The following is a 26346-nucleotide window of genomic DNA, read 5'->3' as shown; positions in this document are numbered from 1 at the left end:
GCAAGCTCGCTCCCACAGGGTTATTGATCGACCTTATGTTTGGCTGCATACAAGCAGAGCATCTCCATCCCCAGCGTCGCTGCCGCCAGTGAGGTGATTTCCGCGCTGTCGTAGGCCGGCGCGACTTCCACCACGTCCATGCCCACCACGTTGATCCCGCGCAGCCCGCCGAGAATCTCCAGCGCTTGTACCGTGCTCAAGCCACCACACACCGGGGTGCCGGTGCCGGGCGCGAACGCCGGGTCCAACCAGTCGATTTCGCCCAGTCGTGGGAAGACAAAGGTTTGCTTAAAGCGGTTGGACAGCCAGAGTTGAGTTTTGACGTGACCTTCCACCTGACCCGACACCGGGCGCAGGTGCCCGGCGATGCGCAGTTGGCGTTTGAAGCGGATTTGTTGGCGGCGTTTGCACTTCCTGTGCAGTAGCGCCGCACCCGTAGCAGCTGCCGAGCCCGCGAGGCTGCGTTCGGCTGCGAAGCAGTCGTAAAATCAGGCAACACGTTCGTTCAGGCAAACCGCGTTTGCAGGGTTTGCGAGGACTGCGTCCTCGAACGCAGCCTCGCGGGCTCGGCAGCTGCTACGGGTGTTTATGTTTGCCCACGTAACCTCAGTCGCGGGCTACAACGCCTTGCGTCACGGCCTACACCTGCGCCAGAATCCGCCGGCTTGTGCGCTTTGAGCCCCGCCTCTATCGTTTCCGTGTCGCTGATTATCAGCGATCGGGTTTGGTAGCCCGGGTAAGGCGCACAGCTCCGACACTTCCATTCAGTGACGCTTTTTTTCGTCTGCTGTTTGTTATGGCGGCTGTGCGCAGGGCGCCTTCGGGTGCGCCGGTTTCCTTACCCGGTCTACCAACCTGCGTTCAGTCGCCACCCTATCGTTTGGTAGCAATAGGTTGCGATTCCACTTTTAAGTAAGGAGATTCGCCATGTTCAAAGCCACGCCCAATCCCCCCGAAACCGACCCCGTTTCCCCCTACGCCTCCCTCGACTCAAAAGAACTCCACGCCGCCGCGCACCGTGCGCTTGATCATTACCTGGTGCTGCCCGAGACCAAGGCATTGTTAACCGACCGACGTCCCGGCTGCATTTTCGTTATCGCCCCCGACGTCGACTCTGAAACCCTGCTGGCCCACGCCTGCGAAACCCTCGCCTCAGCCAATGTCATGGCCAGCGATCTGGCGTTCGACCTCGAAGGCCCCAAACGCAATACCGCACTGGCGATTCAGCAGATGATTTCCCTGGCCGAGTTGGCGGTGAATCGCGCATTGGATCACCTCGATCCACCGGAGTAACAGCAACCGTAGCAGCTGCCGAGCCCGCGAGGCTGCGTTCGAGGACACAGTCCTCGCCAATCCTGCACACCCGGTATTCCTGAAAGAACGCATTGCCTGATTTTACGACTGCTTCGCAGCCGAACGCAGCCTCGCGGGCTCGGCAGCTGCTACGGAGCGTGTGTAGCGGCTTAACTGGTCGGTAGCCCCAAACAACACAAAACCCGCCACCTTTTCACTAGGCTGGCGGGTTTGTCGTTCCGGCCCCGTCCGTTTTGAAAATCCGCGCGTTGCCCTCGATGCCCGTCACTGGCATCCTGCGCCTCCATTTTCTGACCTGGCCTTATTGGCACCCTCCCCGTGACCTCATCTGACCACTCGAAAACTGCGCTTCGTTCCGACCTGATCTACGGCCTCAACGACCGCCCGCACTTCACTGCGACCATCTTCGCCGCCCTGCAACACGTATTGGCGAGCTTCGTCGGGATCATCACGCCGACCCTGATCATGGGCAGCGCCCTGGGCCTGCAAAGCGAAATTCCGTACCTGATCAGCATGGCGCTGTTCGTCTCGGGCCTGGGCACCTTCGTTCAGGCGCGGCGCTTCGGACCGATCGGTTCTGGCCTGCTGTGCCTGCAAGGCACCAGCTTCTCGTTCATCAGCGTGATTCTCAGCGCCGGGTTCATGGTCAAGGCGCGTGGTGGCGGCACCGATGAAATCCTCTCGACGATTTTCGGCGTGTGCTTCTTTGCCGCGTTCATCGAAGTGGTGCTGAGCCAGTTCATCGGCAAGTTACGGATGCTGATTACCCCGGTAGTCACCGGCACCATCATTACCCTGATGGGCTTGTCACTGGTCAAGGTCGCCATGACCGACATCGCCGGTGGTTTTGGCGCGACGGACCTGGGCGCCGCAAGCCACCTGGCTCTGGCCGCATTGGTGCTGGGCACTATCATCGTGCTCAACCGGGTCGATGTGCCGTTCCTGCGTCTGGGCGCCATCGTTATCGGCCTGACCCTCGGCTACGTCGTCGCGTGGCTGATGGGTGACGTCGATTTCGCCAACATGGCCGCCGTGCCGTTGATGAGCGTCCCTGTGCCGTTCAAGTACGGCTTCAACTTCGACTGGGTGGCGTTCGTGCCGGTGGCGGTGATTTTCCTGGTCTCACCGCTGGAAGCGGCCGGCGACCTGACCGCCAACTCGATGATTTCCCAGCAACCGGTCAAAGGCCCGATCTACATTCGGCGGATCAAATCCGGCTTGCTCGCCGACGGTCTCAACTCGGCGATGGCCGCAGTCTTCAACAGCATGCCGATGGTGACCTTCGCCCAGAACAACGGAGTGATCCAGCTCACCGGCGTGGCCAGCCGTTACGTTGCATTCTTTATCGCCGGGCTGCTGGTGTTGCTGGGGCTGTTCCCGATGATAGGCGCCGTGCTGCAACTGATGCCCAAACCGGTATTGGGCGGCGCCGAGCTGGTGATGTTCGGCACCGTGGCGGTGGCCGGGATCAAGATCCTCGCCGAGGCCGGCCTGCATCGACGCAACATGCTGATCGTTGCCATTTCGCTTGGCATGGGGCTGGGTGTTGCGGCTGTACCGGAAGTGCTGCGCGAATTGCCCAAGGCGTTGCACAACATCTTCGAATCGCCGATCACCGTCGGCGCGTTGTGCGCTATCGTGCTGAATATCTTTCTACCCGAAGAATTCATCGAGCTGGAAGAAGACGATTTCGATCCGGAAGCTTCGATCCTCACGGTCATGGAGAACCCGGATGTCACGCTCCACGGCGAACCACTCAAGCCTTCCGTGGTCGCACAGGTGAACCGCTAACGCTGCTCGGGGGTCGAGCCGCTGGCGGTTCGACCCTTATCTTTACGAGAGCTCGTTCATGCGCAGATTCCTCGCTTTAAGCCTTTCCCTGCTGTTGCTCAGCTTGAGCGCCTGTGCGCTGTTCCCCAACCGTGATCCTTTGAACATCAACGTGGTTGGCATTGAACCGCTGCAAAACCAGGACCTGGAAGTGCGCTTTGCGGTGAAACTGCGTCTGCAAAACCCCAACGAAACCCCCATCGACTACAACGGCGTGGCCCTGAGCCTGGAGGTCAATGGCCAACCCCTGGCCACTGGCGTAAGCAATCAAACCGGATCGATCCCGCGTTACTCGGAAGCGATCATCAGCGTACCCGTGAGTATTTCGGCGTTCTCCGTGCTGCGCCAAACCCTTGGCCTGAGCCAGACGCAATCCCTCAACAACCTGCCTTTTGTATTACGCGGCAAGCTGTCTGGCGGCGCGTCAGGCACCGTCCGTTTTGTCGACAAAGGCACACTTAACCTGCCGGGCTCGACAGCAGGCATCTGGTGAGCACAGCGCCTCAGATAAACCGCACTCCAGGCTTGGCCCGTTCATCCACGGTCAGCTCGAACACATCCGGGCGCGCGTAGTGCCCGACCACGTCGTAGTCGTAGCGCGCACGCACCAGTTCGTCGGTGTCGATCTCGGCTGTCAGCAAACCTGCACCGCCTAACAACGGCCCGGCCAGCACCTCGCCCATCGGGCCGATGATTACACTGCCACCGGCAATCAACGGGCGCTCGGCTGGCCAGTTGGCAATCGCAAGGCCCAGGGCTTGGGGTGATGGCTGGACCTGGCAGGCGCTGACCACGAAGCAACGCCCTTCATGGGCGATGTGGCGCATGCTGACCTGCCACATTTCGCGCTCGTCGACCGTTGGCGCGCACCAGACTTCCACGCCCTTGGCATACATGGCGGTGCGCAGCAGCGGCATCATGTTTTCCCAGCACACGGCGGCGCCAATGCGCCCGACCAGGCTGTCGATCACTGGCAGTGTCGAGCCGTCGCCCTTGCCCCAGATCAACCGCTCGGTGCCGGTGGGCATCAGTTTGCGGTGCTTGGCCACTAACCCGGTTTGCGGTTCAAAGAACAATGCGGTGCAGTACAAGGTGCTGCCTGAGCGCTCGATCACTCCCAGCACCAGATTCGCCCCGGTACGCGCAGACAATCCCGCCAAGGCTTCGGTTTCGGCGCCTGGCACATCGATGGCATTGGCGAAATAGCGCGCAAACGCCTCACGCCCTTCCGGCAATCGATAGCCCAACTGCGTGCCGAAACCTTCACCCTTGGGGTATCCGCCAAGCAATGCCTCGGGCATGACCACCAACCCGGCGCCGGACTCGTTGATCGCCTGTTCATAAGACAGAATCTGTTCCAGGGTCTCGCCCTTGCCGCCTGGCAACGAACCGATTTGCAGTGCAGCAACAATGGACTTTGGCATCGAGGTAACTCCCTGAGCATTGAGGTATTGCTCATTCTCCGGCCACCACCGATCATGAATAAAGCCCCGTTCACTGCTGAAAGATATGAGCCAAATGAATATCGCCGACATCGACCTCAACTTGCTCAAAGTCTTCGAAGCGCTGCATGACGAGTCCAGCGCCAGCCGCGCCGCCCTGCGTTTAGGGGTTACGCAGTCCGCCGTGAGTGCAGCATTACGCCGACTGCGCGACGTGTACGCCGATCAATTGTTCGTGCGCACTGGCCGCGGTCTGGCGCCGACATTGCGCGCCAATCAATTGAAACCGGTCGTCAGCGACGCGCTGAACAAATGCCGACAAAGCCTGGCGATGGTCGATCCGGCGGCCAACCAGTACGAAGGTCGTTCAGTGATTGTGGGCTTATCGGATGATTTCGAGATTGCCTATGGCCGGCGATTGATCGAGGAAATCGCCCAACGAGCGCCAAAGCTGCGGCTGATCTTTCGTCAGACCCACAGCCAGATCGTTGCTCAGGCCTTGATGGAGCGCAGCGTTGACCTGGCGATCACCGCGGGCGGTTTTGCCGAGCGCTTGCTCAGTCGTCAGGTGCTGGGTGAAGGCGGCTATCAGTGCCTGGTCGACCCCGGCAGCCTGATCGACGGGCAACAGGAAATCGCTCTCGACGAGTTTGTCGCTCGCGAGCACATTCTGGTGTCGTCTGGAGGGTTTATCGGCATTACCGATGAGGGTTTGGCGGGGCTGGGATTGAGTCGTCGAGTGTGCGCGTCGACCACGCATTTTGCAGCGCTGCCGTTCTTGCTCAAGGGCAGCCAGGCCGTGGCAACCATCCCGGCCCATGCAGCGCAGAGCATTGCGGCACTCAGCGGATTGGCAGTGCTGCCCTGCCCGCTGGCATTGCCGCGTTACCCGATCGAGTTGGGTTGGCGGACCAACAGCCAGCTCGATCCGCTGCTGCTGAAAGTGCGCGAAGCGATTGTCGCGAGCTTTTTACAAGCGCCTACTTGGCGGCCATCAAGCGATTGACTTCACTGCGGACCATGTTCGCGTATTCCGGTGGTGACATGGCGTCCAGTTCAGAGCGCACCCACTCGGCCCATTTGCCTTTGCGCTTGGAGCGCTCGCCGAACAAGCGTGCCGCTTCACCTTTGGATTTACCCAGGTTGCTCTGCCAGAGGTCGAACAGACGGGACTTTTCATCTTCAAGCGCAGCGCGCTCGGCAAGGGGCTTGTCGGCCAGATTGAAGCTCATGGGAGTTACCTGCTGCATAAAATAGGCAACATCTTACACTGTAGGTGGAAATCTCCGGAGGCGGATTTTCCATTGGCGTTGAGTTTCAGGGCAAAAAGACTGCAACTTTTCCGCCGCGCCTACACTCCATTGATCACTGTCCCTTTACCTGCAAGGAGTCACCTGATGGCCCGAAAAACCCCGGTGCACGCAAACGATGAGCAAATCAAGGATCAGGTCTTCAGCGAGCTGCAAGCGTTGATCGAAGAGTCGGAGAAACTGCTCAAAAGCAGCGCCTCACTGGTCGGTGAGGAAGCTGAGAACCTGCGCGAACAAGTCGCGCTGAAACTGCGGCAGGCACGTGATTCCGTCTCCAGCGTACGTGAGCGCACCCGGCCGGTGGTCGAGGCGACTGAAACCTACATCGGCGGTCACCCTTGGCAAACCGTTGCAATCTCGGCCGGTTTTGGTCTGGTGGTAGGGTTGCTGCTGGGGCGACGCTGAAACAACAAAGGCGAGCCTGTGGGCTTAATGGCAGTTAACTAAGCGAACACAATGTTCGAAACGGCAAAAATTTAATGTGGGAGCGAGCTTGCTCGCGAATAGGCCATCACATTCAACATCTCAGTTGACTGTCTGTCCGCTATCGCGAGCAAGCTCGCTCCCACATTGGTTCTATATTGTTTCAAACGTCGTGTTCGCTTCACTGACTGGCGTTAAGCCACACAGGCTCACCGTTTCACCTCAATTACCCGCCAGTTCACGCAATTGCGCCAGGGTCTGCGCATCGAGCGCGATGCCCCCGGCCAACGACTTGGCCCGCTCGCGATGACGTCGATCACCCGGCAAACGCCGCAGCCCCACAGCATGCATCTGTCTGACCAGTTCCTGACTGCGTTCGGCGAAACTCTGCCCGGCGGCTTTGCTCGGGTCGATCACGATCAGTAACTGGCCGGTCCACGGGGTTTTCGCCCCAGGATGATTCGACCAATCGAACTCGAACGAGAAGTTGCCACCGGTCAAGGCCGCCGCCAGCAGTTCGACCATCATCGACAGCGCCGAGCCTTTATGCCCGCCGAACGGCAGCAATGCACCGCCCTCCAGAATCGCTTTCGGGTCCTGCGTTGGCTGCCCCAGGCCGTCGACCCCCATGCCGGGCGGCAGACGCTCACCCTTGCGCGCAGCGATCTGCACGTCGCCATGGGCGATGGCACTGGTAGCCAGGTCAAACACGATCGGGTCTGCACCCGCACACGGTGCAGCGAAAGCAATCGGGTTGGTGCCAAACAACGGGCGATCAGCGCCGTGCGGCACCACGCAGGTCATGCTGTTGACCACACTCAGCGCCACCAGGCCTTCATAGGCAAAGGGTTCGACATCCGGCCAAAGTGCCGCGAAATGATGGGAATTGCGGATCGCCATGACCGCGATCCCGGCGCTGCGGGCTTTCTCGACCAACAATGCGCGACCTGCGGCCAGTGCCGGTTGGGCGAAGCCGTTGCCGGCGTCCACCCGGACAAACCCCGAGGCCACGTCCTCGACCACCGGAACCGCCTGGCCATTGACCCAGCCGCTGTTCAACGTCGAGACATAACCCGGGATCCGAAATACCCCATGGCTGTGGGCGCCATCGCGTTCGGCGCCGGCGCAGTTTTCAGCCAGTACCCTGGCAACCTCGGCCGAAGTGCCATTCTGCAAAAAAATCCGGGTCAGCAACTGCACGAGATCCGCAACACTCACCACTGAGGTGTTGGCGTTGACGGCCGTTTCGGACGATACAGGCATCTGAAGCTCCACTTTTATTATTGAATACGGGCAACAGCGTGAAACCGGGTTGCACAGCAACCGAAAAAATCATGCCGATTAAGTGCTGTTTTGCAGGGGGTCTGTCAAGACTCAGAAGCACACAAACACCTCAAGCAATATCTACCGCATCTGGACGTTCTGTTGACCGTAGTGTTTTTCCTCACCCAACAGCCTGCTAACCGCAGCAAGGCGAGGAATTATCATGACTGCGCACGCTCTTCCGTACTTTTTCCACGAAGCCAATCTGGCTGCCGGTGCAAAGCAGCCCGGCGATCGTGAGAAAGCCCTGGGATTTACCATGGCTGACCTGAAATGGTTGAAACAGGTGTATCTGCCCTCCCACATCACACGTATCTCCGATGCTCATCCAATGCGAGTAGTCCGCTTGCTCCTGACACCTCCAGGCAAGACGGCAATTCCCTTGGCCGGAGCCTTTCTGATGAGCAGGCCCGCGGGCGGAGAAATGACGCTCTACACACCCTATCAAGGTCTCGCCAAATATGCGGACCTGGACGACCTCAGCAGTAAGCTCATGGAATGGTTGAGCAACGCTGTCAGCAGGGACGAACTGCTGCGCTACCTCTCCATCGAACAACGTCACGCCCTTCAGGCGATCGACAATCCGGCCATTTCGACAGAGATCATCGAAGGCGCCGTGTTTCAAGATCAGGAAAGGGTCGTTGAGCTGAATCAATCAAGCAATATCAAAACAATGTTGGCCGAGCTCATCAAGACGCCGACGCTGCAGTCAATGCTCGACGAAACACTGACTATCGCCTTGGGCAAGCGCTTTGCGGCACTGGATCAACGTCATACCCGGATGGACAGCTTTGTTACCGCGCAGGGTAATAGCATCAATCAGCGCAAGGTGTCTTCCCTGTCGCTCAGTGATGTGGTCCTGCATTTTTACCTGACCAACACCTGGCCGGAAGGTGACTCCAGGAGTTTTTCCAATCCAGCACATGGCGTCAGCAGCGCTGACGATAACCTGGCCTGGGAATCGACTTTGAAGGAGGTCGCACAAAGTTTGACGCCTCGCCTGCAGAGCTTGCTCGAAACTTTCTGGAACAGCCCGATGAGTACCGCAGGCTCACGCACGGATTTTTTCGCCGAAAGCCTGCGTGATGCCTACTGCGTGGATCTCTTGTACGAGCGCCAACAGGGTGTTTTAACAACGGAAGAACATCAACAGTTGATCGCCATCTGCCGCGCGGATGCGACCCGTCAATTGGCGTCAGGCCATTCGATAGAGGTCGAAAAAGTCCGTATCACGGCCCTCCACAAGCATTACGTGACACTGGCCTCCACCCTGATGATCAGCACCGGCGACGTTTCGCAGACAACGGCTTTTCTGTACAGCCATTATCGAGGCATTGAAGCAAGCACTGACCTGTCAGAGATCCAGAGCATCGTGTTGAAAATGACCGAAGCCGATGGGCATGAAGACCACCTGTTCAACTTCTTGTCACTGGAAGAGCGCAATACCTTCCTTTCACTGGATCCGGAAACACGAAAGATTGTCGGTACTCCGATATCAGGTCCGGTGTTTCACCACCTGATGGCGGATATCCTCGACAAGCAGGCGCAAAATCTGCAGTCAGCCTTGAGCCTTTACCGTGAAGCTGAGGGTCTCGTTGCACTGGATGCCTTGCTCGATAACGCTCTGGATGTACGGATGTTGATCGACAAGCGCCTGTTGAACACCGACGTCGACGGACGCTGGAGTACCCGGGCAGATCAGCGATGGAATAGCCAGCCGGCCACTGTACGAGCAGAATCGGCGAAACAGTTGTTGGCACAACTCTCCGGCATTGGGGCAGCGCTTGAATTGGAGCTTGCGCCGCCAGACCTACCAAAAGCGCCCAGGAAGTTCGAGGACGTACAGGCCGTTGTCGATCCACTTTTGAGTGTACTTACACCGAAACTGGCCCATAGCCAATCTGTAGCCCTGCGCAGCGAAGTCAAATTGCGAACTTTGAGCCGCACGCTGGGCCCCGTGGACCAGGACATTATCACTACGCTACTCGACAGCCCTGTGCGCTTGCAGCGCAGGGCTCTGAACGGTTTTCTGCCCGATGTCTTTTCCCTGGCAGTCGAGACTGGCACGTCCGGGCTCCTGCTGCAGCTGGCCAACTGTTTCATAATCACCGAGCGCGGTGGCCTGGACCCGAACCATTCAGGGAGGGCTATTTTGTGGACCCCGGCGCGTGGGTTTGAAGCATTTGGTGCATTGACTCCCTTGAAGGCCGAGCTTCAGAGGCGCCTGCTCGACCCGGATGTGCATATGGGGCTGCTGGAAAACCTTGAGCATGGAGAACGAGCCATCGGTCAGGCATTCACACTGGCCCCCTTGCAACTTATTCACGAGCACTTCCTCGATCACCTGCAAAGCCCCTATGGCCAATTGCACAGAGAATCCATCGAGCGTGCGCTTGCCTCGAAACTCCCCGAAGACTCACTGAAAAAACTACTGGGCTTGATCGCACCACGCATTCCGATCACAGGTCTGAACCGAGGCGTGAGCATTGCCCAATCCCTGATCACCCAGCAAAAGCTACCCGCCTGGTTGGCGAAAGCATCAATCGTCGATCAAGTACTGCATGCTGAACTGCTTCAGCAATACCTGAACAATGCCGAGAACGACAAAGACTACCTGTCCAGCGTGACCTCGCTGAGGCGTACCGCTCACACTGGACTCAAACAACAACTCAAGACAGCCTTCAAAGACCATGACGTTGATCCGGACAAGGTCGAATTACAGCTCAGCCCGCGCCTGACCGCCACTGGCCTGACCCAGACCCTGACCACATTCGCGCTGACTCATTTTGACGACCTGAATACCCTGCCAATCAAGAAGATCACTTCACTCACTGCGGCCGCACTCCCCCCTGGGCTGAACGCAGACTATGTGAAAAAACTGGTACGCAATCTCAAGCTTGGGGCGCTCCACCAATCGGTCATCGAAACAGCATTCGCTTCGTCCAATGCCAACGCTGCGTCGTGCAGAACCCTGTTCGCCAGACAGTTGCCCTGGCAACTGCTGCACTACGCCCATACGGAAAAACTCCAGGAACGTCTCAGCGAGGCCGGCTTCAACCTGATTGCCCAGATCATGAACATGCCGGACAACATCGCCCGCGCGGCGGTCGTCGGCGCGAATGCTGTGATTCGTCCGCTTGAACTGATCGCCACACCTGGTGCGCAAGTTGCAAAGGCGCTCGGGGTCTACCTGATCGGACCAGGTCAGAGCAAAGAGGGTCCGCACATTCTCCTGGCGCCCTACTGCTCCCCCCACGGGATCAAGGAATATGACAGTGAAAGCAGCTTATTGGCCGAGCTCAATACACCAGGGACGTTGCAGGACTGGGTACTGCAATGCCTGCCGACGGAGCACCGTGCAACCTATAAAAACTTGTGGGCCTCAACACTCGGCACGCCAAGCGATATCAAACTGGCGTCCAACCTCATCACCGGAAATCTGCTCGGGAAGTTGTTCGACGACAATAGAAAAATCCTGACGCGATTTCTCGATTCTCAGTCTGACCACGATGGCAAAAGCGAGTGGCAGATCATAAAAAGTGTATTCGGTGAAGACCTGGAGCAGGCACTCACCTTCGTCAGCGGGAAGCTCGCTTACCCAATCACCGTCTGGAATAGCTATCACGCTTTCAAAGCATCTGCTGAGGACCTTCAAGAACATAAATGGGGAAGCGCCCTCAAGGCATTTATCAGTGGCGTCGCGGAATTGGCGATGTTGCGGCAATCGATGGAGGAAGCACCGTCGACGGAGACAGTGGCCGAACCCGAACCTTCGGCGACAGAACCCACCGCGAAACATCAATGGCAGGACATCGACATAACAGCCCCCGAACGAACCGGTCTGCAGCGCCATGAAAATATCGATACTGATCTGCAGTCGCTCACGCCTTCGTCGGAACCGGGGCTCTACACACACCCAACGACCAAAAAGTACTACGCCCCCGTCGAAGGCAAGGTGTATCGCGTCGAAAAACGTGGCAGTCCCTGGCGCATTGTCAGTGATCGCGGCGAGGGCCCCAAACTACTGCAAAACACTTCAAAACAGTGGGTCCTCGACCTGTCGGCGCAAAGCCCACGTTACGGAATGCTCAACCGGCTACAGGTACGCATCAGCCGTCAGGCGGCTATGAACGTAGAAGCCACCGGCATGCGTGCCATTCGCCAGCTCTATCCGGTCAGGGCACGGCTGATTGATGAAGGACTGGACCTGGCGACCACCTACGCCTGGAACAGTTTTCAAAACCTGAGGCTGATCAAGACAAGCGTGACACAGACGACGCGCGTGCATCGACTCCTCAAAGACTTCCTCGGCGTGCCGGCAATATTGCCCGATCATGTAGTGAAGCTTGAGAAAGTCATCGGCGAGGTCTTTGGCGCTTTATTGGACCCTGATCTCAGAAAAGCCAACTCCAGACGTTTTGTTGTGGGGGCGAGTCGTGAAGCCCCCGAGAGCGTATTCGCCTTCACCATTCCGGATGACGCGGGGAAAAAACTCTATCTGCTGGAGAAGTTCTTTCTCCCCAAGTTCGATCACTACCGCAACTACATGACCGAGCCATCCTTCGCCATCAGTGCTCATGCCCGCGCAACGACACTGATTCATGAGCTTTCGCATCTCGCCAGCAACACCGAAGACATTGCCTACCTGGATTCCAGCAAACCCTTTTTCGACCTGTTGGAAACGGTCAGTCCACGTGCGCGACAACTTAAGGACACGTTGACGACACTCCAGCAGGAAGCGTTATCGAGCCAATCGCCGCTGGGTCAGCTCTTCAAGAGCTTTAATCCCCACAGTGGCGTGTGGGAAGACTTGGGTAAAACGACCTACGAAAACACTGCCGACGCACTAGAACATGTTCTGAAGCTGACCGGGCAACGGACCCTGCATGCAGCCCGCGCAATTTTCATGAGCGATTCAAACGTGAGGCTGGCGGTACAACTGGGCAATGCCGACTCCGTAGCCTGGCTTATCAGCCACCTGGGACGCCAACTGGATATCACTACACCTTGAACACATGAAGGCTATGCAACATAGCCGGTCTTGAGGCCAAGGCATTGACCTGAGGTCAGTGCCTTGGTACCGGGAAACATTCGGACCGAACCCGACGCACCAGACTGACGGGAATCTGCCTTGCCAGAGTAACGAATCAACATGAAAAAAATTTAATGGTGCAGAACCCTGCAAAACAGTGCATCTCACCCTGCGCTGACGTGGTTCCGACAAATTTTCTACATACCAACCCTCATGATTTGCGCAGCTCATTCGTCATTAATCAATGAGAGCACCCATCACTTTTTTCCTGATCAGGCTCTGAAAAGGAGTTTTTGCATGTACAACTCGCAACTGCCAACGGATGGCAACCCTGCGCCAAATAGTAAGCTGAACCTGGACGCTGACGCGTTCACCAAAAACGCTGAACGCCACAACAACGAACGCATCAGGCAACTGCTCAAAAGCTTCGGCCTGCGAACCAGCCTGATTCGCCTGAAAGTGATCGACGCGCTATTGACCGCCGCCGAGAACGATCGCCCGCTGGGGGTGCGCGGCGTGCACAGCCACTTGCTGGACCTGGATATTCCCCTGTCCTTTCTCAGCGTTCGCGAAGTGTTGAAGCGACTGTGCAGCGAAGGCGTTATTGTCTTGAAAGAAGACAAGAGCTACAGCCTGCACCCTCAAGCCGCAGCCGTGCTCTACGGCAGCCAGTGAAACGTTGCCGCGTCGTTCAAGGTTTGACCTTGCGACGCATCACGCCATTGATCACCACAACGATCACCGCAACGCCAATGGCGATGTACTGGAACAGCTTCTCGCTGATCATTCCGGCGTTCTGCATGTACGACAGACCAAGCATGATCCCCAGCACGACAAGGGAGATCAGAATCGAATATTTCAAACGTTGCGACTGGGTCATTGCGGATTCCTGAACCTGAAAATATGTATCTGGTTTGTATCGTGATGCATGCCAAGCTCATACGCTTCCTCGGGGATGAGCGGCTGCAAGCGGGGTCTCATGTTACAGCCCATGAAGCATTTTGGCTGCATGCGGTTCAAACGATGAGGATTGAGAAATGTTCCGTCGAATCACACTGCTGATTCCCCTGCTGATTATCCTGACCATGAGCGGTTGCGTCTGTTTCCCATGCGGAGGTGGCTGGCATGGCGACCATCGCTACCACCATGAAGGCTACTACCGCCGGTGACCTGAATTAAGCGGGGGCGCTCACCTCATTAAGTGCTCCCATATTCTCAATAGTTGATGACTGTTGAGAACACCACGACATAAGCCCGCCACCCCGCGGGCTTTTTCGTACAAGGGCATTACACTTTAGTCCGTAAGACAATATCTAAAACATGCATCAGCACATTCACCCAACATACCCACCAGAAATAACGCGACAACTATTACTGCCAACAAAACAATAATTTGGTTTGGCTTATTACTATTCCAGACTATTCTCACCCGCATCGCGATACTTCTATATAAATCAGCAATACACCCTGGAATTTTATGCTCAAGCCCATTATAAAAATCGGATCTTTCCGAGCGCTAGGTTTTTGCCTGGCGATTACAGCTTTTGAATTACTGACCTACCTGGCCAGCGACATGATAATGCCTGCCATGTTGACCGTAACCGATGACCTGAATGCCAGTACTCAGCATATTCCATCGGCCTTCAATCTTTACTTGCTGGGGGGTGTTCTTCTGCAATGGTTGATTGGCCCCCTCGCGGATTGTTTTGGACGCCGAAAAGTACTCCTGATTGGCTGTGCAGCCTTTGCCATGACTTGCGTCATGACCATCTGGGTGCAAAGTATTTTTGCATTCAACCTGCTGCGCCTGCTTCAGGGCATGGGATTGGGGTTTGTCATCGCCGTCAGTTACCCCTCGCTGCAGGAGGTGTTCTGTGAAGCCGACGCAGTGCGGATCATGGCATTGCTGGGTAATGTTGCCCTGCTTTCTCCGCTCCTTGGCCCCCTGCTTGGGAGCCTGATGCTGAAATGGATTTCCTGGCGTGAGCTGTTTTTCATGCTCGGCGTCCTCGGCGCCGCAGTCTGGTTGGCGCTTTATTGGCTGATGCCGGAAACCATAGGCGTACAACGTCAGGACGGTCAGCGGCTAAACCCCACGCCGTTCAAGCTGCGTGCAATAGCGCTTCGATACATCGCCCTGCTCAGGAACCATCGATTTATTTGCGCCAGTGTCGCGCTCGGGTTGATGAGTTTGCCGCTGATCGCCTGGATCGGCCTGTCCCCATTGCTGTTGATTCAAGGGCAAGGATTGTCCGTTCTTGAGTACGGCCTGTGGCAGATCCCGGTCTTCGCTGCTGTCATCATCGGAAACCTGATACTGAACCTGATTATTTCCAGGACTCACCTGGAAGGCTTGATCCAATGGGCGCTCTGGCCATTCTGCGCAGGCCTTGTGGCGCTCATCATCGCCAGCCGGTTTGCCCTTTCAATCCCGGTTCTCGTCGGTGGCCTGATGCTTTACAGCATAGGTCTCGGGATGAGCAATGCCGCGCTGTACCGCGCGGCGCTGTTTGCCAGTGACGACAGCAAAGGATTGGTCTCGGCCATGTTGGGGATGATCTCCATTGCACTGATGGCCGGTGCAGGCTCGGTGATCGCAATGCTGGTTGCTGGCGAAAATCCGGGGGACTTCGCCCTGACAGTCGGTATCGCCGGACTTCTGGCGCTGGTGCCACTGCGCTGGGTTTTGCTGCCGGCCGCACCTGTGCCCGTGCACCCTCTATAACTCAATCAAAAAAAGGATTTTTGATGATTCATCTACCTCACACCGATGCCTTATGTGCATTGCCACAGCCGTATTGCCTGGACGCTGTCCCGCCCGGGCTGTTCGACAACTCGATGCGCGAAACCAGCCTCTTTCACTGCCATCACACACCCGGTTATGAGCATTGGCTGGAGGCTAACGGCCTGAGTGCCAGCGCGCTGGATGAGCTGGACGACTGGTCGCGCCTCCCTCCGCTGTACGCCAACTATTTCAAGCAACGCCTGCTGCTGAGCCCTACCGGGCAGGACGCCCTGGAGCTGACCTCCTCGGGCACCAGCGGCCAGAAAAGCCGTATGCGCTATGACGTACGCAGCATCACCGCGGCGCAGAACATGGTGAGCCGGATCTTCGAGCATTACGACTGGATCAGCCACACCCCGTGCAACTACCTGTTGCTGAGTTATGAGCCTGTAGGCGCCATCAGCCTGGGAACGTCCTATACCGACCAGTTCCTGTGCCAATACGCGCCGGTCAATCGGGTGGTCTATGCATTACGGGCCACCGGCAGTGGCCACGAGTTCGATGTGTTCGGCGTGATCGAAGCCCTGCGTCAGTTTGCAGTTGAAGGTTTACCGGTGCGCATATTTGGCTTTCCAGCGTTTCTTTGGCAGGCCTTGCAACGCATGCAAGACCTTGGAACACCCAACCTTGAGCTGCATCCCGAATCGCTGGTGTTCCTTGGCGGAGGCTGGAAATCCCGGGCGAGCGAGGAAGTCCCCAGGCAACAGCTTTATTCGCGCATTGCGCAGCAACTGAGGATAGATGCCAGCCGTTGTCGAGACGGGTACGGCGCTGTCGAGCATGCCGTGCCGTATATCGAATGCGCGAACCATCACTTTCATGCACCGGTTTACTCAAAGGTGTTTGTGCGCAACCCGAGCGACTTCGCCGTCCAGACCTACGGCAAGCGTGGTCTGTTGCATTTCGTATCGCCTTATATTTCATCGAGCCCGGCGCACGCCGTGGTCATGAGTGACCTGGCAACGCTGCACGCCGGCGCAGCCTGTGGTTGTGGCCTGGCCACCGACTGGTTTGAGCTGCATGGTCGCGCCGGAACCAGCGCCAGTCGCAGTTGTGCGATGGCCGCAGCCGAACTGATCGGGGGAGCTTGATATGTACCTGATCAACGGCCAATTGCACGATTCACTCACACCTGATGCAGCCCTCGACACGCTGTTGCCAGGATTGGCGCAACAACTGGAGCAACCACCGACCAGCGAAAGGGTTCTTGAATGCGCGGACCTTTTCACACAGAAACTGCAGGCCCATCAGCACCCACTTGAACTCGATGAGGGGCAACGCCTGGAACTGATCGCGTTCTGCCAACGGAGCGCCTTAAGTACAAAACTGGAGCGTGAACTGGGCGTCCAGCCGCGTTCATTACGGCGTATTGCCTACGATCAACCGCGGTTCGAAAACTGGCACCCGTTAGGACTCGTGGTGCATATCACGCCTGCCAATGCGCCATTGCTGGGCTTCTGCGCAGTGCTGGAAAGCCTGCTGGTGGGCAACATCAACTGGCTGCGCCCAAGTTCCAGTGACAACAGCCTGAGTGCGCAATTACTGGCGGCGTTCCTCGAGTGCGATACCAGCGGTTTATTGGCCAGTTGCATCGCCGTTCTGCCCGTCGATACCGATCGCCTTGGTCTTCTATGCGCTCACGCCGATGGCGTCAGCGCATGGGGCGGTAACACAGCGCTCAATGCCATTCGCCGGCTGGTTCCCAGCGGTTGCCGCTGGATCGACTGGGGTCACAAGATCAGTTTTGCCTACCTGTCGCCTGAAGCCGTGTCCCCCTCAGCGCTGGATGCCTTGGTCGATGAGGTATGTCGACTCGATCAACAAGCATGCTCCAGCCCGCAGTGGCTGCTAGTGGACAGTGATGATCCGCAAACCCTGCACGCTGTCGGCGGACAACTCGCTGAAGCGTTCGAACGCCGTGCCAGCCGCTGGCCAGCGTTGCTCCCCACGCCTCAGGAAGCCTCGGAGATCACCACCCGGATTGCCTTCGCGCAACTCGATCAGAGTTTTGCTGATCAGACCGGACGCGTCTGGTCCGGTGATGGATGGCGCATCATGTGGGAGCACCATCGCCGATTGGCGCCTTCACCGTTGTTTCGAACGCTGCTGTTACGGCCGATGCCAAATGCGTTGATCGCCGAGTCACTGATGCCGTGGCGGGCGTATCTGCAAAGTTGTGCACTGATCAGCACACCCGGGCAAACGCCAGGTCTGGTCAGGCAACTGCTGAGCGCCGGCGTCAATCGAATCGCACCGCCCGAGCTGATTCATGAGGGCTACGCGGGCGAACCCCATGACGGTGTTTTGGCCCTGTCACGCTTGACCCGCAGGACCTCGGTAACGTTGCCAGCGCAGTTACTGAGCAACCGCGCGACGCTGGACCTGCCTCCTCGCGCGCCTGCAGGACTGAACGCTTGCGCAGTGATGAGCAAGGCCGATTTCATCGCACAACCCGAGTCGCCCGACGCTCAACTGTTTTTCCGCTCAGGCGGCACCAGCGGCGTTCCGGCCTTGGCTGGCTTCAGCTATCGAGACTTTAACCGGCAGATGCGCGCGGCGGCTGACGGCATGTTTGCCATGGGACTGACCCCGGGTCAGGATCGAGTGATGAATCTGTTCTACGGTGGCAGCCTCTATGGCGGGCTGTTCAGTTTCTCCAGGATTCTCGAACAAATGGGGGTCACGCACTTCCCCATGGGCGGCCCCCACGACGACGATTTCAGTGAATTAGCCCAACTCATTGTGAACCAGCGCATCAACACCCTGATTGGCATGCCAAGCACCTTGCAGCGCCTGTTTCTCAGTGAGCAGGATCGCCTCAGGGCCTATAGCGGGGTCACTAAAGTCTTCATGGGCGGTGAACATCCTGGCGATGCCAGCCGACGGTTGATGGAAAGTTGTGGGGTTTCGACGATTCGTTCCGCCCTCTACGGTTCTGTCGACGCCGGCCCTCTCGGGCATGCCTGTCCGGCGACCGCAGATGGCGTATTTCACCTGATGAGCGACATCCAGTGGCTTGAAATCGTCAACCTTGAGCACGACGCTCCCGTCGAACCCGGCGAAGTCGGTCGCTTGCTCTTTACCTCGCGGGCCCGCGAAGGTCAGACGATCAACCGTTACGAAGTCGGGGACAGTGGACGTTGGGTGCCGGGAACCTGCCCTTGCGGCCTGGACACGCCCCGATTTGAACTGCAAGGAAGACACGGTCGACTGCTGCGGGTCGCCTCGGACTTTGTCTCAATCAGCGATCTGGAAGCAAAAGCCGCCACTCCACTACAGCTTGTCCTTGATCACGACCCGAACGGAACCGAACGCTTGACGGTGCGCGCAGAACACGATCCGCAGTCGTTGCGTCGGCGCGTGCTGGACATCGCCGTTATTTCAACGGCCGTGAATAACGGCTTGCTGGAACTTGATGTTCAGCGGTGTTCTCCCAGCCTCTTCGATCGCAACAAGCACAGCGGAAAAACGCCGTTGATTATTGACTTGAGAACTGATTTCTCAGCTAGCAAACATCACAACTGATTGCCTGTTTTTTTAATTCCCAGGAACACAACCCTATGAACATTAGCTATTCACTCGAAGAGTTGCTATTGCACTCACGAACGCACTCACACTATTACAAAACACACTTCAACCACTTGCCAGAACATCATTGCACTCTCGACAATCTTCCGCTGACTGTCGCCTCGGATTATTGGGAAGGCAGCAACAACTTGAATACCTGGCCGGTACTGACTGGTAAAACTGAAAACGCCCTGATTTATACAACCGGTGGTTCAACTGGCCAGGAAAAACTGGTGGCGTACACCCGCGGTGAATGGCAGACCATGGTGACCCATTTCGGGAATGCCCTCTCGGGGCAACTGTGCGACGGCGACCGGGTTGCCAATCTGTTTTTTGCCGGCGACCTTTACGCCAGTTTTCTGTTTATCCATGAATCATTGGCCCATGTGAGTCCTTCCATCTGTGAATTCCCATTTGCCGGCGAAGTTGATTGCGCAACGCTGGCAGCGGCCATTGTCGAGCACCAGATCAATGTCCTCGCGGGCGTACCTGCACAACTTCTGCGATTTGCCGCCGGTCTGGCCGAGCAACACTGCGTCCTGCCACAAATAACCACTGTGCTCTACGGTGGTGAAAGTCTGTTTGCCGCACAATTGCCGATGCTGGCCCAGGTCTTTCCCAATGCGCGCGTCGCGTCCATTGGCTATGCCTGTGTCGACGCAGGACTCGTAGGCGCCAGCACCCGGGATTGCGAGGTGGGTGAGCACCGGGTGTTCGATGGGCAAACCGTAGTGGAAATTGTTGATGAACACACCCACGAGGTCATCGAGGAATGTCATCGCCCCGGCCAACTGATCATCACCAACCTGACCCGAAAGTTGATGCCACTGCTGCGTTATCCGGTTGGTGATCGCGCTTGTTGGCGCGAGCCGAGCGGCACCCCGCAACGCAAATTCGCCTTGCTGGGACGTAGCGAACAGAGCATTCGTATTCGGATCGGTGTCATGTCGCTGTTCCAGGAAGAGATCGCCGAAATTCTTCAACGCCTGGCTGAATGCTGGCAATGGCAGTTAGTGATCGAAAGTGTCGGGATCAAGGATCGAATGACCTTGATCTGGGTACCCGCGCAAGACTCGACGTCAATAAAAGCCACCACTGCGGCCATTCATGCGGCACTGCTGGAGCAGCACCCGGAAATCAGCCAAATGATCGGTAATGGTCAGCTTGAATGTGTCGTCAGCCCCTGCCCGGCCAGCGCATTGCAGCTGCATCCACGCTCTGGAAAACGGTGTCGGATCGTTGACCTGCGTGTGTACAGCACCCCTCAGCGGGAGCCTGCTCCATGAGTACAATAAGTTTCCGATGTTTCAGGCAAGCGGACTCTACGGCTGTCAGTACGTTGTTTCGTCAGGTGTACGGGGAAAATTATGTACAGCCTGATGTCTATTTACCGTCGCTGATTGGCCAGCACAACGCCGACAACCAATGGCACTCCATGCTGGCTTTGGTCAATGAACGCATCGTTGGCCACGCGGCGTTGTGCAGGGATACACACTGTCGGGATCACGCAGAATTAGCCTTGTGCCTTGTACATCCGCAAGCCCGGGGCAAAAACATCGCCACCCGACTGGGTCGCGAACTGTTGCAGCGTGCGAGCCGACTCGGCCTCAAGAGCGTCTCGATCAAGCAGGTCACCCATCATCTCTACACTCAGCAGATGGCGCAAAAACTCGGTTTCAAAAACATCGGACTGCTTCCCGACTATGTTCCCTCGCCCTTTGGTGAGCCCCATGAGGAAAGCGTTGTCATTGGCTATCAAATGGTCGAAGGGCATGCACGTCCGTTACCGCTACTGGAATGGCCGCAAGCCTGCGCAACCTTCATGGGGCGACTGTCTGCCTCATTCGGCACCCGAAATGACTCGCCATCACAACGCTCTTTTCCAATTCAGATCAGCCAGCACCATGAACGAGTGGAAGTGGTGCTCCATCAGTTGGACGAGAGTGTGCTGTTGCAGCTCGAACAGCTACCCGCGCACTGGATGATCTCGATCAAGCTCGATCTGTCGCATCATTCTCCACAGAACATGCGTCGACTCTGCTCCATCGATTTCGTATTTACCGGGCTGATGCCTGCACCCGCGGCGTCTGGCTGGTATGCATTGTTTCATCGTGGCGCAAAGCGGCGGCCCGTCAGTTTTTATTGTCCACACATGCAGCAACTGTATGACACCTTAATCCACCAGCAGCCAGAGACGCCTCACCGTCAGTTACCCGAGTCTCTGCGCAGCAGCCCGTTGCCCGGCTGAGCGCAGAGCTGCACCAGCCAGTCGACAAACACCCGCACCCGCAGAGACAACTGGCGGTGCGGAGGATAGAGCGCCGTCAGGGGTAACCCTGGCGGCGGCAGATGCTCTAACACCTCGCACAACGTTCCCTCGCGCAACTGCCGTGCAACGTGATAGTACGGCGTCTGGACCAGGCCATAACCCGCTTCACAGGAAGCCAGGTAACCATCAGCGCTGTTGACCGCCACCTGTTTGGGCAGGTCTACCAGGTGCACCTGCCCTTCTATTTCAAACTCCAGGCCGAAACGCTTGCCGGTGGTGCTGGAGAAATACTCGACCATCTGGTGCCCCGCCAGATCTTCCAGACACCGTGGCGTGCCCTGGCGTTGCAAGTAGCCGGGACTGGCGCAGGTGACCTGATCGAGCAACGCCAGCGGTCGCGCCACCAGCGAATCATCCAGCGATAAGCCACCGCGCAGCACACAATCGACGCCCTCGCGAATCAGGTCGACCGGGCGATCGTTCAAGCCAATTTCCAACTCGATCAGCGGGTAACGGCGAGTAAATTCCGGCAAGGCCGGGATCACCAGCAAACGCCCGATGCCGGCAGGCATGTCGACACGCAAAAGCCCGCGCGGATTTTGCCGGGAGGTGGAAAACGCCGCCTCTGCCTCATCCAGATCAGCCAGCAATCGCACGCAACGCTGGTAATACGCCGCGCCATCGGCGGTTGGACTGACGTGCCGTGTGGTGCGCTGCAACAGCTGCACGCCCAAATGCGCCTCAAGCTGCTTGATCAGGATGGTCACCGAAGCCCGGGGCATTTGCAGGCTGTCCGCGGCCTTGGCAAACCCTTCCAGCTCGACAATGCGAGTGAACACCCGCATGGCATTAAAACGGTTCATTGCTTTTGGTTACCCGAGGATTATTTAGAAATTACAAACAGTGATAGCGTTTTTAGCCGGTTTATCTTGTTTTTGTCGAGCGCAACAATGGCGCCACATCAAAAAAAGGAGCGACACCATGCACACTCGTCAATTGGGCAAAAACGGCCCTCAGGTTTCTGCGATCGGTCTGGGCTGCATGGGCATGACCGACTTCTACACCACGGGCGGCGATACTCGCGAGGCATTGGCAACATTGCATCGCGCCATGGAGTTGGGCATAAATTTGCTCGACACTGCCGACATGTATGGCCCGCACACCAACGAAGAGCTGATTGGCAAAGCCATTGCTGGCAAGCGCGACCAGGTGTTTCTGGCCAGCAAATTCGGCATTGTGCGTGATTCGGCCAACCCCACCGCACGCGGGGTCGACGGCCGACCGGACTACATCCGTGCCGCCATCGACGGCACACTGAAACGCCTGGGCGTGGACACTCTGGACTTGTATTACCAGCATCGCGTCGATCCGGATGTGGCCATCGAAGAGACCGTGGGCGCCATGGCCGAACTGGTCCAGGCCGGTAAAGTGCGCTACCTCGGCTTGAGCGAGGCGTCAGCGAAAACCCTTGAGCGAGCGCATAAGGTTCACCCGATCAGCGCGCTGCAAAGTGAATACTCGCTGTGGAGCCGCGATCAGGAGCACAACGATTGCCTGGCCACCTGTCAGCGCCTGGGGATTGCCTTTGTGCCGTACAGCCCCCTCGGCCGAGGCTTTCTGACCGGCGCCCTGAAAAGTCCCGATGACTTTGCAGCGGATGATTACCGACGCTTCAGCCCACGCTTTCAGGGCGAAAACTTCAATCGGAATTTGCAGTTGGTCCAGCAGGTGCAAACGCTGGCGGCGGATAAAGGCGTGAGCGCCGGGCAACTGGCGTTGGCCTGGGTATTGGCGCAAGGCGATTACCTGATCCCTATTCCGGGCACCAAGCAACGCAAGTATCTGGAGGAGAATGTCGCGGCGCTGGACGTTGTATTAAGCCCGGAAGACTTGTCGGCGCTGGAGGCGATTTTTCCGGATGCCGCGGTGCTCGGGGCACGTTACCCGCAAGACGTGATGCAGATGCTCAATCGATAACATCGCCATCGGCAGGCCCGTTCATGCTGTACATGACGGGCCTGTTGCGCTTGAGGATCAAGCTTTGCCGTTGACACCCTTGGTGTTCGGAACGGCGGTGCCATTGCCCATGCCATAAGTCTTCAGGTTCTGCAGTACGTAAATCGCCTTCTTGTACTCGGGAACCAGGTGGTTGGCGTACTTGTTGCCTTTGAGGTTGTTGCTCTGGATGTTATCCAGTTGCGTGGCGAAGTACTCCAGCGCATTGAATTTTTCGTCCAGGTTTTTCGGCACCCCAAAGCGATCGAACTTGTCGCCAGCGTTGAGCAGCGTCAGGGCCGTCACATCGCTGATCAAACCACGATCGCGCAAAAAGGCGCTGATATTGCCGAGCTGTTTGACCGTGACGGTCTCGGGGTCGAATCCCTTGAAATTCTTGTAGAGCTTCTGCTCGTTCATTTTCGCGGTGTTGAGCGCCAATGGATCGTTACCCACCAAGGTGAGCATCTGCTTGACCTTGACGCTCTGCGATACGGGTTTACCGCCATTCGCCCCGCCCTCGCGAATCAGTAATCCGGCCTTGCTGGTCCAGCCACCGACATAACCGATCGTCATGAGAGTGCTCCTGAGCGCGGCGTGAGCCAGACCGGGAACTGCCCCGAAGCGCGCAGACGTCCTTGTAAGGTGACCATAAAAAGTCCTTGTTCAACTGATGAATTGGTACGTAAGTATCAATGTGCCAGCCTCCCTCGGACTACAAATATTTCTGATTTTTACAATTCTTGTACAATTAGGATACAAACCACCAACCCCTTGAATTCATTGGCCTGAAAGAATTGTTTAACAATCAGATTGTCATTGAATTCACTTGAATCCTCCGGAAATAAACCACGTTGCCAATCCTGAAGGAACGTGGAAATGGCTCACGCCCGTGACTTACCGGTCGTCCATAAAAAGCCTGTTTTGGCACCATGGTACTAAAGTCAGCCTGCCGCAGGTCGATAGCTGCTAAACGCCGCAATAAATCAACAAGAGCGCTTAGCACAAGGACAGGTTCAATGCCCGCATTCCGTACCATTCAAGCCCGTTACACGCTGTTTCTGGTGCTGTTCATCCTGTTGTTATTCGCCTTGACGGTGGTGGGCATCAGCCAGTTGGTCGCGCCGAAACTTCGGCACACGGAAGAACAGGTGGCCCTGAACCGTATTGCCGAAGTGGCCGAACAGATCCAGGGCGAGCTGAACAAGGTTCAAGCGCAACAACGCAGCATCACCCAGACCATCCCCCTGCTCGACAGCGCGGCCATCGACACCGTGTTGCCGGGCCTGGTGGACCAGTACGGTGAACTGAAGGTGTTTGGTGGCGGGATCTGGCCGTTACCTGGCCAGCGCGAAGCCGGGCGCAACAAATTCAGTACCTTCTGGCACCGGGATGCGTCGGGCAAACTGGCCGTCAATACGTTCTGGAACAGCGACGCGGCGCCTAACTATTACGACCAGTCCTGGTACAAGGGCGGTATGCAGACACCTCGCGGCCAATGCGCCTGGGCCGCGGCCTATAAGGACGACGCCAGCGCCGAACCGCGCACCAACTGCGCCATGGCGATTGCGCGCAACGGCGTACCGTATGGGGTCGCGACCATTGACGTCACGCTGGGCTTCTTCAATGACCTGGTCGCGCGCAAGGAAAAAGACCTGGGCGCCGAAATGCTGATCGTCGAGGCCGACGGCAAGATCATCAGCAACAGCTCACGCATCAATGGCCCGATTGTCCTGAAAAACATCAGTGAATTGGCTGGCAATTCACCGTTTGCGGCGCAGATCAAGACCGCACTGGAGCGCCGTGATGCTTCGCTGCAACGCGTCGAGTTCGACAATCAAGGCGTGGCGAACACTTTCTTCATGCGTCCGATCGAAGGCACACCGTGGTTCCTTGCCACCGCCCTGCCGACCAAACTGATTACCGCTCAACGCGACGATGTCTTGAGCACCTTGAGCCTGTTGCAGATCCCGATGGTTTTGCTGCTGGTGCTGCTGCAAATCTATGCAATCCGCCAACTGATCCAACGCATGAAAGCCTTGAAAGCCAACATCGACGCGCTGTCCACCGGCGACGCCGACCTGACCCGGCGCATCACCATTCGCGCCGAGGATGAACTGGGCGCGATCGGTCATTCGGTCAATACCTTCATCGCCTACCTGCAAAACATGATTGGCGAAGTCACCCTGGCCACGGGCGCCATGGCCTCAAGCCTGGAAAACCTGCAACAGACCTCGGCGCATACCAACCAGATCCTGCAGCGTCACGCCTCGGAGACCGACCAGACTGTCACCGCCATCACCGAGATGAGCTCGACCGCCGACAGCGTCGCCGAGAACGCCGCACAAACCGCTGCGTTTACCCAGCGCGCCAACGAACACGCCGACCGCTCGCGGGTGGTGGTGGGCGAAGCCTCGAGCAGCGTGATCGCGTTGATCGGTGAAGTGGCCAGTGCCACCCACAAAGTCGAAAGCATGCAGCAGGACGCCCAGCGCATCACCGAAATCCTCGGGGTGATCGGTGCGATTGCCGGACAAACCAATCTGCTGGCACTCAACGCTGCGATTGAGGCTGCGCGGGCCGGCGAACAAGGTCGAGGCTTTGCCGTGGTCGCCGATGAAGTCCGCGCCCTCGCCGCCCGCACCCAGGCCAGCACCTCGGAGATCAACGAGATGCTCAGCCGGTTGACCCAAGGTGTCAGCTCTTCGGTGGCAGCGATGGAAAACACCCAGGCCAGCTGTCAGTCCGCCGCCGATGCGACAGCGCGAGTCAACACCGGGCTGGACGAAATGGCCGGCTCGGTCAGCCACATCAACAGCCTCAGCACCCAGATCGCCACTGCCGCCGAGCAACAAAGCGCGGTGACCGAGGAGATCAACCGCAGCATGGTGCAGATCCGCCATATGGTCGAAGAACTGGTGCAAAGCGGTCACGCCACCGACCTCAATACGCGCCAGTTGCTGGATGCCAATAGCCGGGTCAGTTCGATCATGGGCCGTTTCAAGGTCAAGTGAACCCGTGAATGCCGCCCGCGCGTTTCGCGCGGGCATAACCTT

Annotated in this window: 21 protein-coding genes and 2 pseudogenes; 16 read left to right on the top strand and 7 right to left on the bottom strand. The window is 57.5% G+C overall.

Features of this window, described 5'->3' with window-relative positions; all coding sequences use genetic code 11:
* Window positions 1-20: 20 nt before the first annotated feature.
* Window positions 21-260, bottom strand: a pseudogene (locus AC1DIG_RS08120) (arginase family protein); the annotation flags it as partial.
* Here AC1DIG_RS08120 and AC1DIG_RS08115 point away from each other — a divergent pair.
* The 4 genes and pseudogenes from AC1DIG_RS08115 to AC1DIG_RS08100 form a co-directional block, all read left to right on the top strand.
* Window positions 249-425, top strand: a pseudogene (locus tag AC1DIG_RS08115) (LysR family transcriptional regulator); the annotation flags it as partial. The pseudogenes AC1DIG_RS08120 and AC1DIG_RS08115 overlap by 12 nt on opposite strands.
* Window positions 426-927: 502 nt before the next feature.
* On the top strand, window positions 928-1293 hold the full coding sequence (locus AC1DIG_RS08110) for a DUF6124 family protein (RefSeq protein WP_477766871.1): 366 nt from the start codon (window positions 928-930) through the stop codon (window positions 1291-1293).
* Between the two features lie 339 nt (window positions 1294-1632).
* Complete coding sequence (locus tag AC1DIG_RS08105) at window positions 1633-3105, top strand: nucleobase:cation symporter-2 family protein (protein WP_477766870.1); 1473 nt, start codon at window positions 1633-1635, stop codon at window positions 3103-3105.
* Between the two features lie 58 nt (window positions 3106-3163).
* Window positions 3164-3637: an LEA/WHy family protein gene (locus AC1DIG_RS08100; protein WP_477766869.1), complete on the top strand. Its 474-nt coding sequence runs from the start codon at window positions 3164-3166 to the stop codon at window positions 3635-3637.
* Between the two features lie 10 nt (window positions 3638-3647).
* Here AC1DIG_RS08100 and AC1DIG_RS08095 read toward each other — a convergent pair whose 3' ends face one another.
* The gene (locus AC1DIG_RS08095) at window positions 3648-4568 is read right to left on the bottom strand and encodes a carbon-nitrogen hydrolase family protein (RefSeq protein WP_477766868.1); all 921 of its coding nucleotides are present in this window, start codon (window positions 4566-4568) and stop codon (window positions 3648-3650) included.
* An 85-nt stretch (window positions 4569-4653) separates the two neighbouring features.
* Between AC1DIG_RS08095 and AC1DIG_RS08090 the strand changes: the two genes are divergently transcribed.
* Window positions 4654-5592, top strand: coding sequence for a LysR family transcriptional regulator (locus AC1DIG_RS08090; RefSeq protein ID WP_477766867.1), 939 nt, complete (start codon window positions 4654-4656; stop codon window positions 5590-5592).
* On the opposite strand, the gene AC1DIG_RS08085 is transcribed toward AC1DIG_RS08090, so the two are convergent.
* The gene (locus AC1DIG_RS08085; protein WP_019690567.1) at window positions 5567-5818 is read right to left on the bottom strand and encodes a hypothetical protein; all 252 of its coding nucleotides are present in this window, start codon (window positions 5816-5818) and stop codon (window positions 5567-5569) included. The two genes, AC1DIG_RS08090 and AC1DIG_RS08085, sit on opposite strands and share 26 nt — an antisense overlap.
* A gap of 165 nt (window positions 5819-5983) precedes the next feature.
* Here AC1DIG_RS08085 and AC1DIG_RS08080 point away from each other — a divergent pair, with 165 nt between their 5' ends.
* The gene (locus AC1DIG_RS08080) at window positions 5984-6301 is read left to right on the top strand and encodes an ElaB/YgaM/YqjD family protein (protein WP_477766866.1); all 318 of its coding nucleotides are present in this window, start codon (window positions 5984-5986) and stop codon (window positions 6299-6301) included.
* A gap of 240 nt (window positions 6302-6541) precedes the next feature.
* On the opposite strand, the gene AC1DIG_RS08075 is transcribed toward AC1DIG_RS08080, so the two are convergent.
* Window positions 6542-7582: an Ldh family oxidoreductase gene (locus AC1DIG_RS08075; RefSeq protein WP_477766865.1), complete on the bottom strand. Its 1041-nt coding sequence runs from the start codon at window positions 7580-7582 to the stop codon at window positions 6542-6544.
* Between the two features lie 223 nt (window positions 7583-7805).
* Between AC1DIG_RS08075 and AC1DIG_RS08070 the strand changes: the two genes are divergently transcribed.
* Both AC1DIG_RS08070 and AC1DIG_RS08065 read left to right on the top strand, forming a co-directional pair.
* The gene (locus AC1DIG_RS08070) at window positions 7806-12653 is read left to right on the top strand and encodes a dermonecrotic toxin domain-containing protein (protein ID WP_477766864.1); all 4848 of its coding nucleotides are present in this window, start codon (window positions 7806-7808) and stop codon (window positions 12651-12653) included.
* Between the two features lie 318 nt (window positions 12654-12971).
* Complete coding sequence (locus tag AC1DIG_RS08065; RefSeq protein WP_477766863.1) at window positions 12972-13349, top strand: fe2+ zn2+ uptake regulation protein; 378 nt, start codon at window positions 12972-12974, stop codon at window positions 13347-13349.
* A 16-nt stretch (window positions 13350-13365) separates the two neighbouring features.
* On the opposite strand, the gene AC1DIG_RS08060 is transcribed toward AC1DIG_RS08065, so the two are convergent.
* Window positions 13366-13554 carry a hypothetical protein gene (locus AC1DIG_RS08060; RefSeq protein WP_019690573.1) on the bottom strand — a complete coding sequence of 63 codons (189 nt, stop codon included), beginning with the start codon at window positions 13552-13554 and terminating at the stop codon, window positions 13366-13368.
* A gap of 157 nt (window positions 13555-13711) precedes the next feature.
* On the opposite strand from AC1DIG_RS08060, the gene AC1DIG_RS08055 reads away from it, so the two are divergent.
* The 6 genes from AC1DIG_RS08055 (at window position 13712) to AC1DIG_RS08030 (ending at window position 21274) form a co-directional block, all read left to right on the top strand.
* Window positions 13712-13843, top strand: a complete 132-nt coding sequence (locus AC1DIG_RS08055; protein ID WP_477766862.1) for a hypothetical protein — start codon at window positions 13712-13714, stop codon at window positions 13841-13843.
* A 308-nt stretch (window positions 13844-14151) separates the two neighbouring features.
* Window positions 14152-15399 (top strand): MFS transporter, encoded by a 1248-nt coding sequence (locus tag AC1DIG_RS08050; protein WP_477766861.1) that lies wholly within the window; start codon window positions 14152-14154, stop codon window positions 15397-15399.
* Window positions 15400-15422: 23 nt separating this feature from the next.
* The gene (locus AC1DIG_RS08045; RefSeq protein WP_477766860.1) at window positions 15423-16550 is read left to right on the top strand and encodes a LuxE/PaaK family acyltransferase; all 1128 of its coding nucleotides are present in this window, start codon (window positions 15423-15425) and stop codon (window positions 16548-16550) included.
* 1 nt (window position 16551) lies between these two features.
* A complete protein-coding gene (locus tag AC1DIG_RS08040) occupies window positions 16552-18984 on the top strand; it encodes an acyl-CoA reductase (RefSeq protein ID WP_477766859.1) in 2433 nt (810 codons plus the stop codon).
* Window positions 18985-19019: 35 nt separating this feature from the next.
* Complete coding sequence (locus AC1DIG_RS08035; protein ID WP_477766858.1) at window positions 19020-20312, top strand: phenylacetate--CoA ligase family protein; 1293 nt, start codon at window positions 19020-19022, stop codon at window positions 20310-20312.
* Between the two features lie 53 nt (window positions 20313-20365).
* The gene (locus AC1DIG_RS08030; protein WP_477766857.1) at window positions 20366-21274 is read left to right on the top strand and encodes a GNAT family N-acetyltransferase; all 909 of its coding nucleotides are present in this window, start codon (window positions 20366-20368) and stop codon (window positions 21272-21274) included.
* On the opposite strand, the gene AC1DIG_RS08025 is transcribed toward AC1DIG_RS08030, so the two are convergent.
* Window positions 21232-22158 carry a LysR family transcriptional regulator gene (locus AC1DIG_RS08025; RefSeq protein ID WP_477766856.1) on the bottom strand — a complete coding sequence of 309 codons (927 nt, stop codon included), beginning with the start codon at window positions 22156-22158 and terminating at the stop codon, window positions 21232-21234. The two genes, AC1DIG_RS08030 and AC1DIG_RS08025, sit on opposite strands and share 43 nt — an antisense overlap.
* Before the next feature lie 118 nt (window positions 22159-22276).
* Here AC1DIG_RS08025 and AC1DIG_RS08020 point away from each other — a divergent pair, with 118 nt between their 5' ends.
* Window positions 22277-23272 (top strand): aldo/keto reductase, encoded by a 996-nt coding sequence (locus AC1DIG_RS08020; protein WP_477766855.1) that lies wholly within the window; start codon window positions 22277-22279, stop codon window positions 23270-23272.
* Between the two features lie 57 nt (window positions 23273-23329).
* Here the strand turns inward: AC1DIG_RS08020 and AC1DIG_RS08015 are convergent, their stop codons facing one another.
* Window positions 23330-23866, bottom strand: a complete 537-nt coding sequence (locus tag AC1DIG_RS08015) for a hypothetical protein (RefSeq protein WP_477766854.1) — start codon at window positions 23864-23866, stop codon at window positions 23330-23332.
* Between the two features lie 443 nt (window positions 23867-24309).
* Here AC1DIG_RS08015 and AC1DIG_RS08010 point away from each other — a divergent pair, with 443 nt between their 5' ends.
* On the top strand, window positions 24310-26304 hold the full coding sequence (locus tag AC1DIG_RS08010; protein WP_477766853.1) for a methyl-accepting chemotaxis protein: 1995 nt from the start codon (window positions 24310-24312) through the stop codon (window positions 26302-26304).
* Window positions 26305-26346 lie beyond the last annotated feature (42 nt).

It is taken from the genome of Pseudomonas sp. 05N431, assembly GCF_056397005.1.
The sequence above is the reverse complement of the archived record's forward strand: the minus strand, read 5'-3'. Positions and strand labels throughout refer to the sequence as shown.

What these genes read in the sequence shown, in the direction of transcription:
- AC1DIG_RS08065 (WP_477766863.1), top strand. Translation starts at nt 12,972, where the DNA reads ATGTACAACTCGCAACTGCCAACGGATGGCAACCCTGCGCCAAATAGT.
- AC1DIG_RS08025 (WP_477766856.1), bottom strand. Translation starts at nt 22,158, where the DNA reads ATGAACCGTTTTAATGCCATGCGGGTGTTCACTCGCATTGTCGAGCTG.
- AC1DIG_RS08010 (WP_477766853.1), top strand. Translation starts at nt 24,310, where the DNA reads ATGCCCGCATTCCGTACCATTCAAGCCCGTTACACGCTGTTTCTGGTG.
- AC1DIG_RS08060 (WP_019690573.1), bottom strand. Translation starts at nt 13,554, where the DNA reads ATGACCCAGTCGCAACGTTTGAAATATTCGATTCTGATCTCCCTTGTC.
- AC1DIG_RS08085 (WP_019690567.1), bottom strand. Translation starts at nt 5,818, where the DNA reads ATGAGCTTCAATCTGGCCGACAAGCCCCTTGCCGAGCGCGCTGCGCTT.
- AC1DIG_RS08020 (WP_477766855.1), top strand. Translation starts at nt 22,277, where the DNA reads ATGCACACTCGTCAATTGGGCAAAAACGGCCCTCAGGTTTCTGCGATC.
- AC1DIG_RS08090 (WP_477766867.1), top strand. Translation starts at nt 4,654, where the DNA reads ATGAGCCAAATGAATATCGCCGACATCGACCTCAACTTGCTCAAAGTC.
- AC1DIG_RS08100 (WP_477766869.1), top strand. Translation starts at nt 3,164, where the DNA reads ATGCGCAGATTCCTCGCTTTAAGCCTTTCCCTGCTGTTGCTCAGCTTG.
- AC1DIG_RS08035 (WP_477766858.1), top strand. Translation starts at nt 19,020, where the DNA reads ATGAACATTAGCTATTCACTCGAAGAGTTGCTATTGCACTCACGAACG.
- AC1DIG_RS08040 (WP_477766859.1), top strand. Translation starts at nt 16,552, where the DNA reads ATGTACCTGATCAACGGCCAATTGCACGATTCACTCACACCTGATGCA.
- AC1DIG_RS08110 (WP_477766871.1), top strand. Translation starts at nt 928, where the DNA reads ATGTTCAAAGCCACGCCCAATCCCCCCGAAACCGACCCCGTTTCCCCC.
- AC1DIG_RS08095 (WP_477766868.1), bottom strand. Translation starts at nt 4,568, where the DNA reads ATGCCAAAGTCCATTGTTGCTGCACTGCAAATCGGTTCGTTGCCAGGC.
- AC1DIG_RS08015 (WP_477766854.1), bottom strand. Translation starts at nt 23,866, where the DNA reads ATGACGATCGGTTATGTCGGTGGCTGGACCAGCAAGGCCGGATTACTG.
- AC1DIG_RS08055 (WP_477766862.1), top strand. Translation starts at nt 13,712, where the DNA reads ATGTTCCGTCGAATCACACTGCTGATTCCCCTGCTGATTATCCTGACC.
- AC1DIG_RS08050 (WP_477766861.1), top strand. Translation starts at nt 14,152, where the DNA reads ATGCTCAAGCCCATTATAAAAATCGGATCTTTCCGAGCGCTAGGTTTT.
- AC1DIG_RS08045 (WP_477766860.1), top strand. Translation starts at nt 15,423, where the DNA reads ATGATTCATCTACCTCACACCGATGCCTTATGTGCATTGCCACAGCCG.
- AC1DIG_RS08080 (WP_477766866.1), top strand. Translation starts at nt 5,984, where the DNA reads ATGGCCCGAAAAACCCCGGTGCACGCAAACGATGAGCAAATCAAGGAT.
- AC1DIG_RS08070 (WP_477766864.1), top strand. Translation starts at nt 7,806, where the DNA reads ATGACTGCGCACGCTCTTCCGTACTTTTTCCACGAAGCCAATCTGGCT.
- AC1DIG_RS08075 (WP_477766865.1), bottom strand. Translation starts at nt 7,582, where the DNA reads ATGCCTGTATCGTCCGAAACGGCCGTCAACGCCAACACCTCAGTGGTG.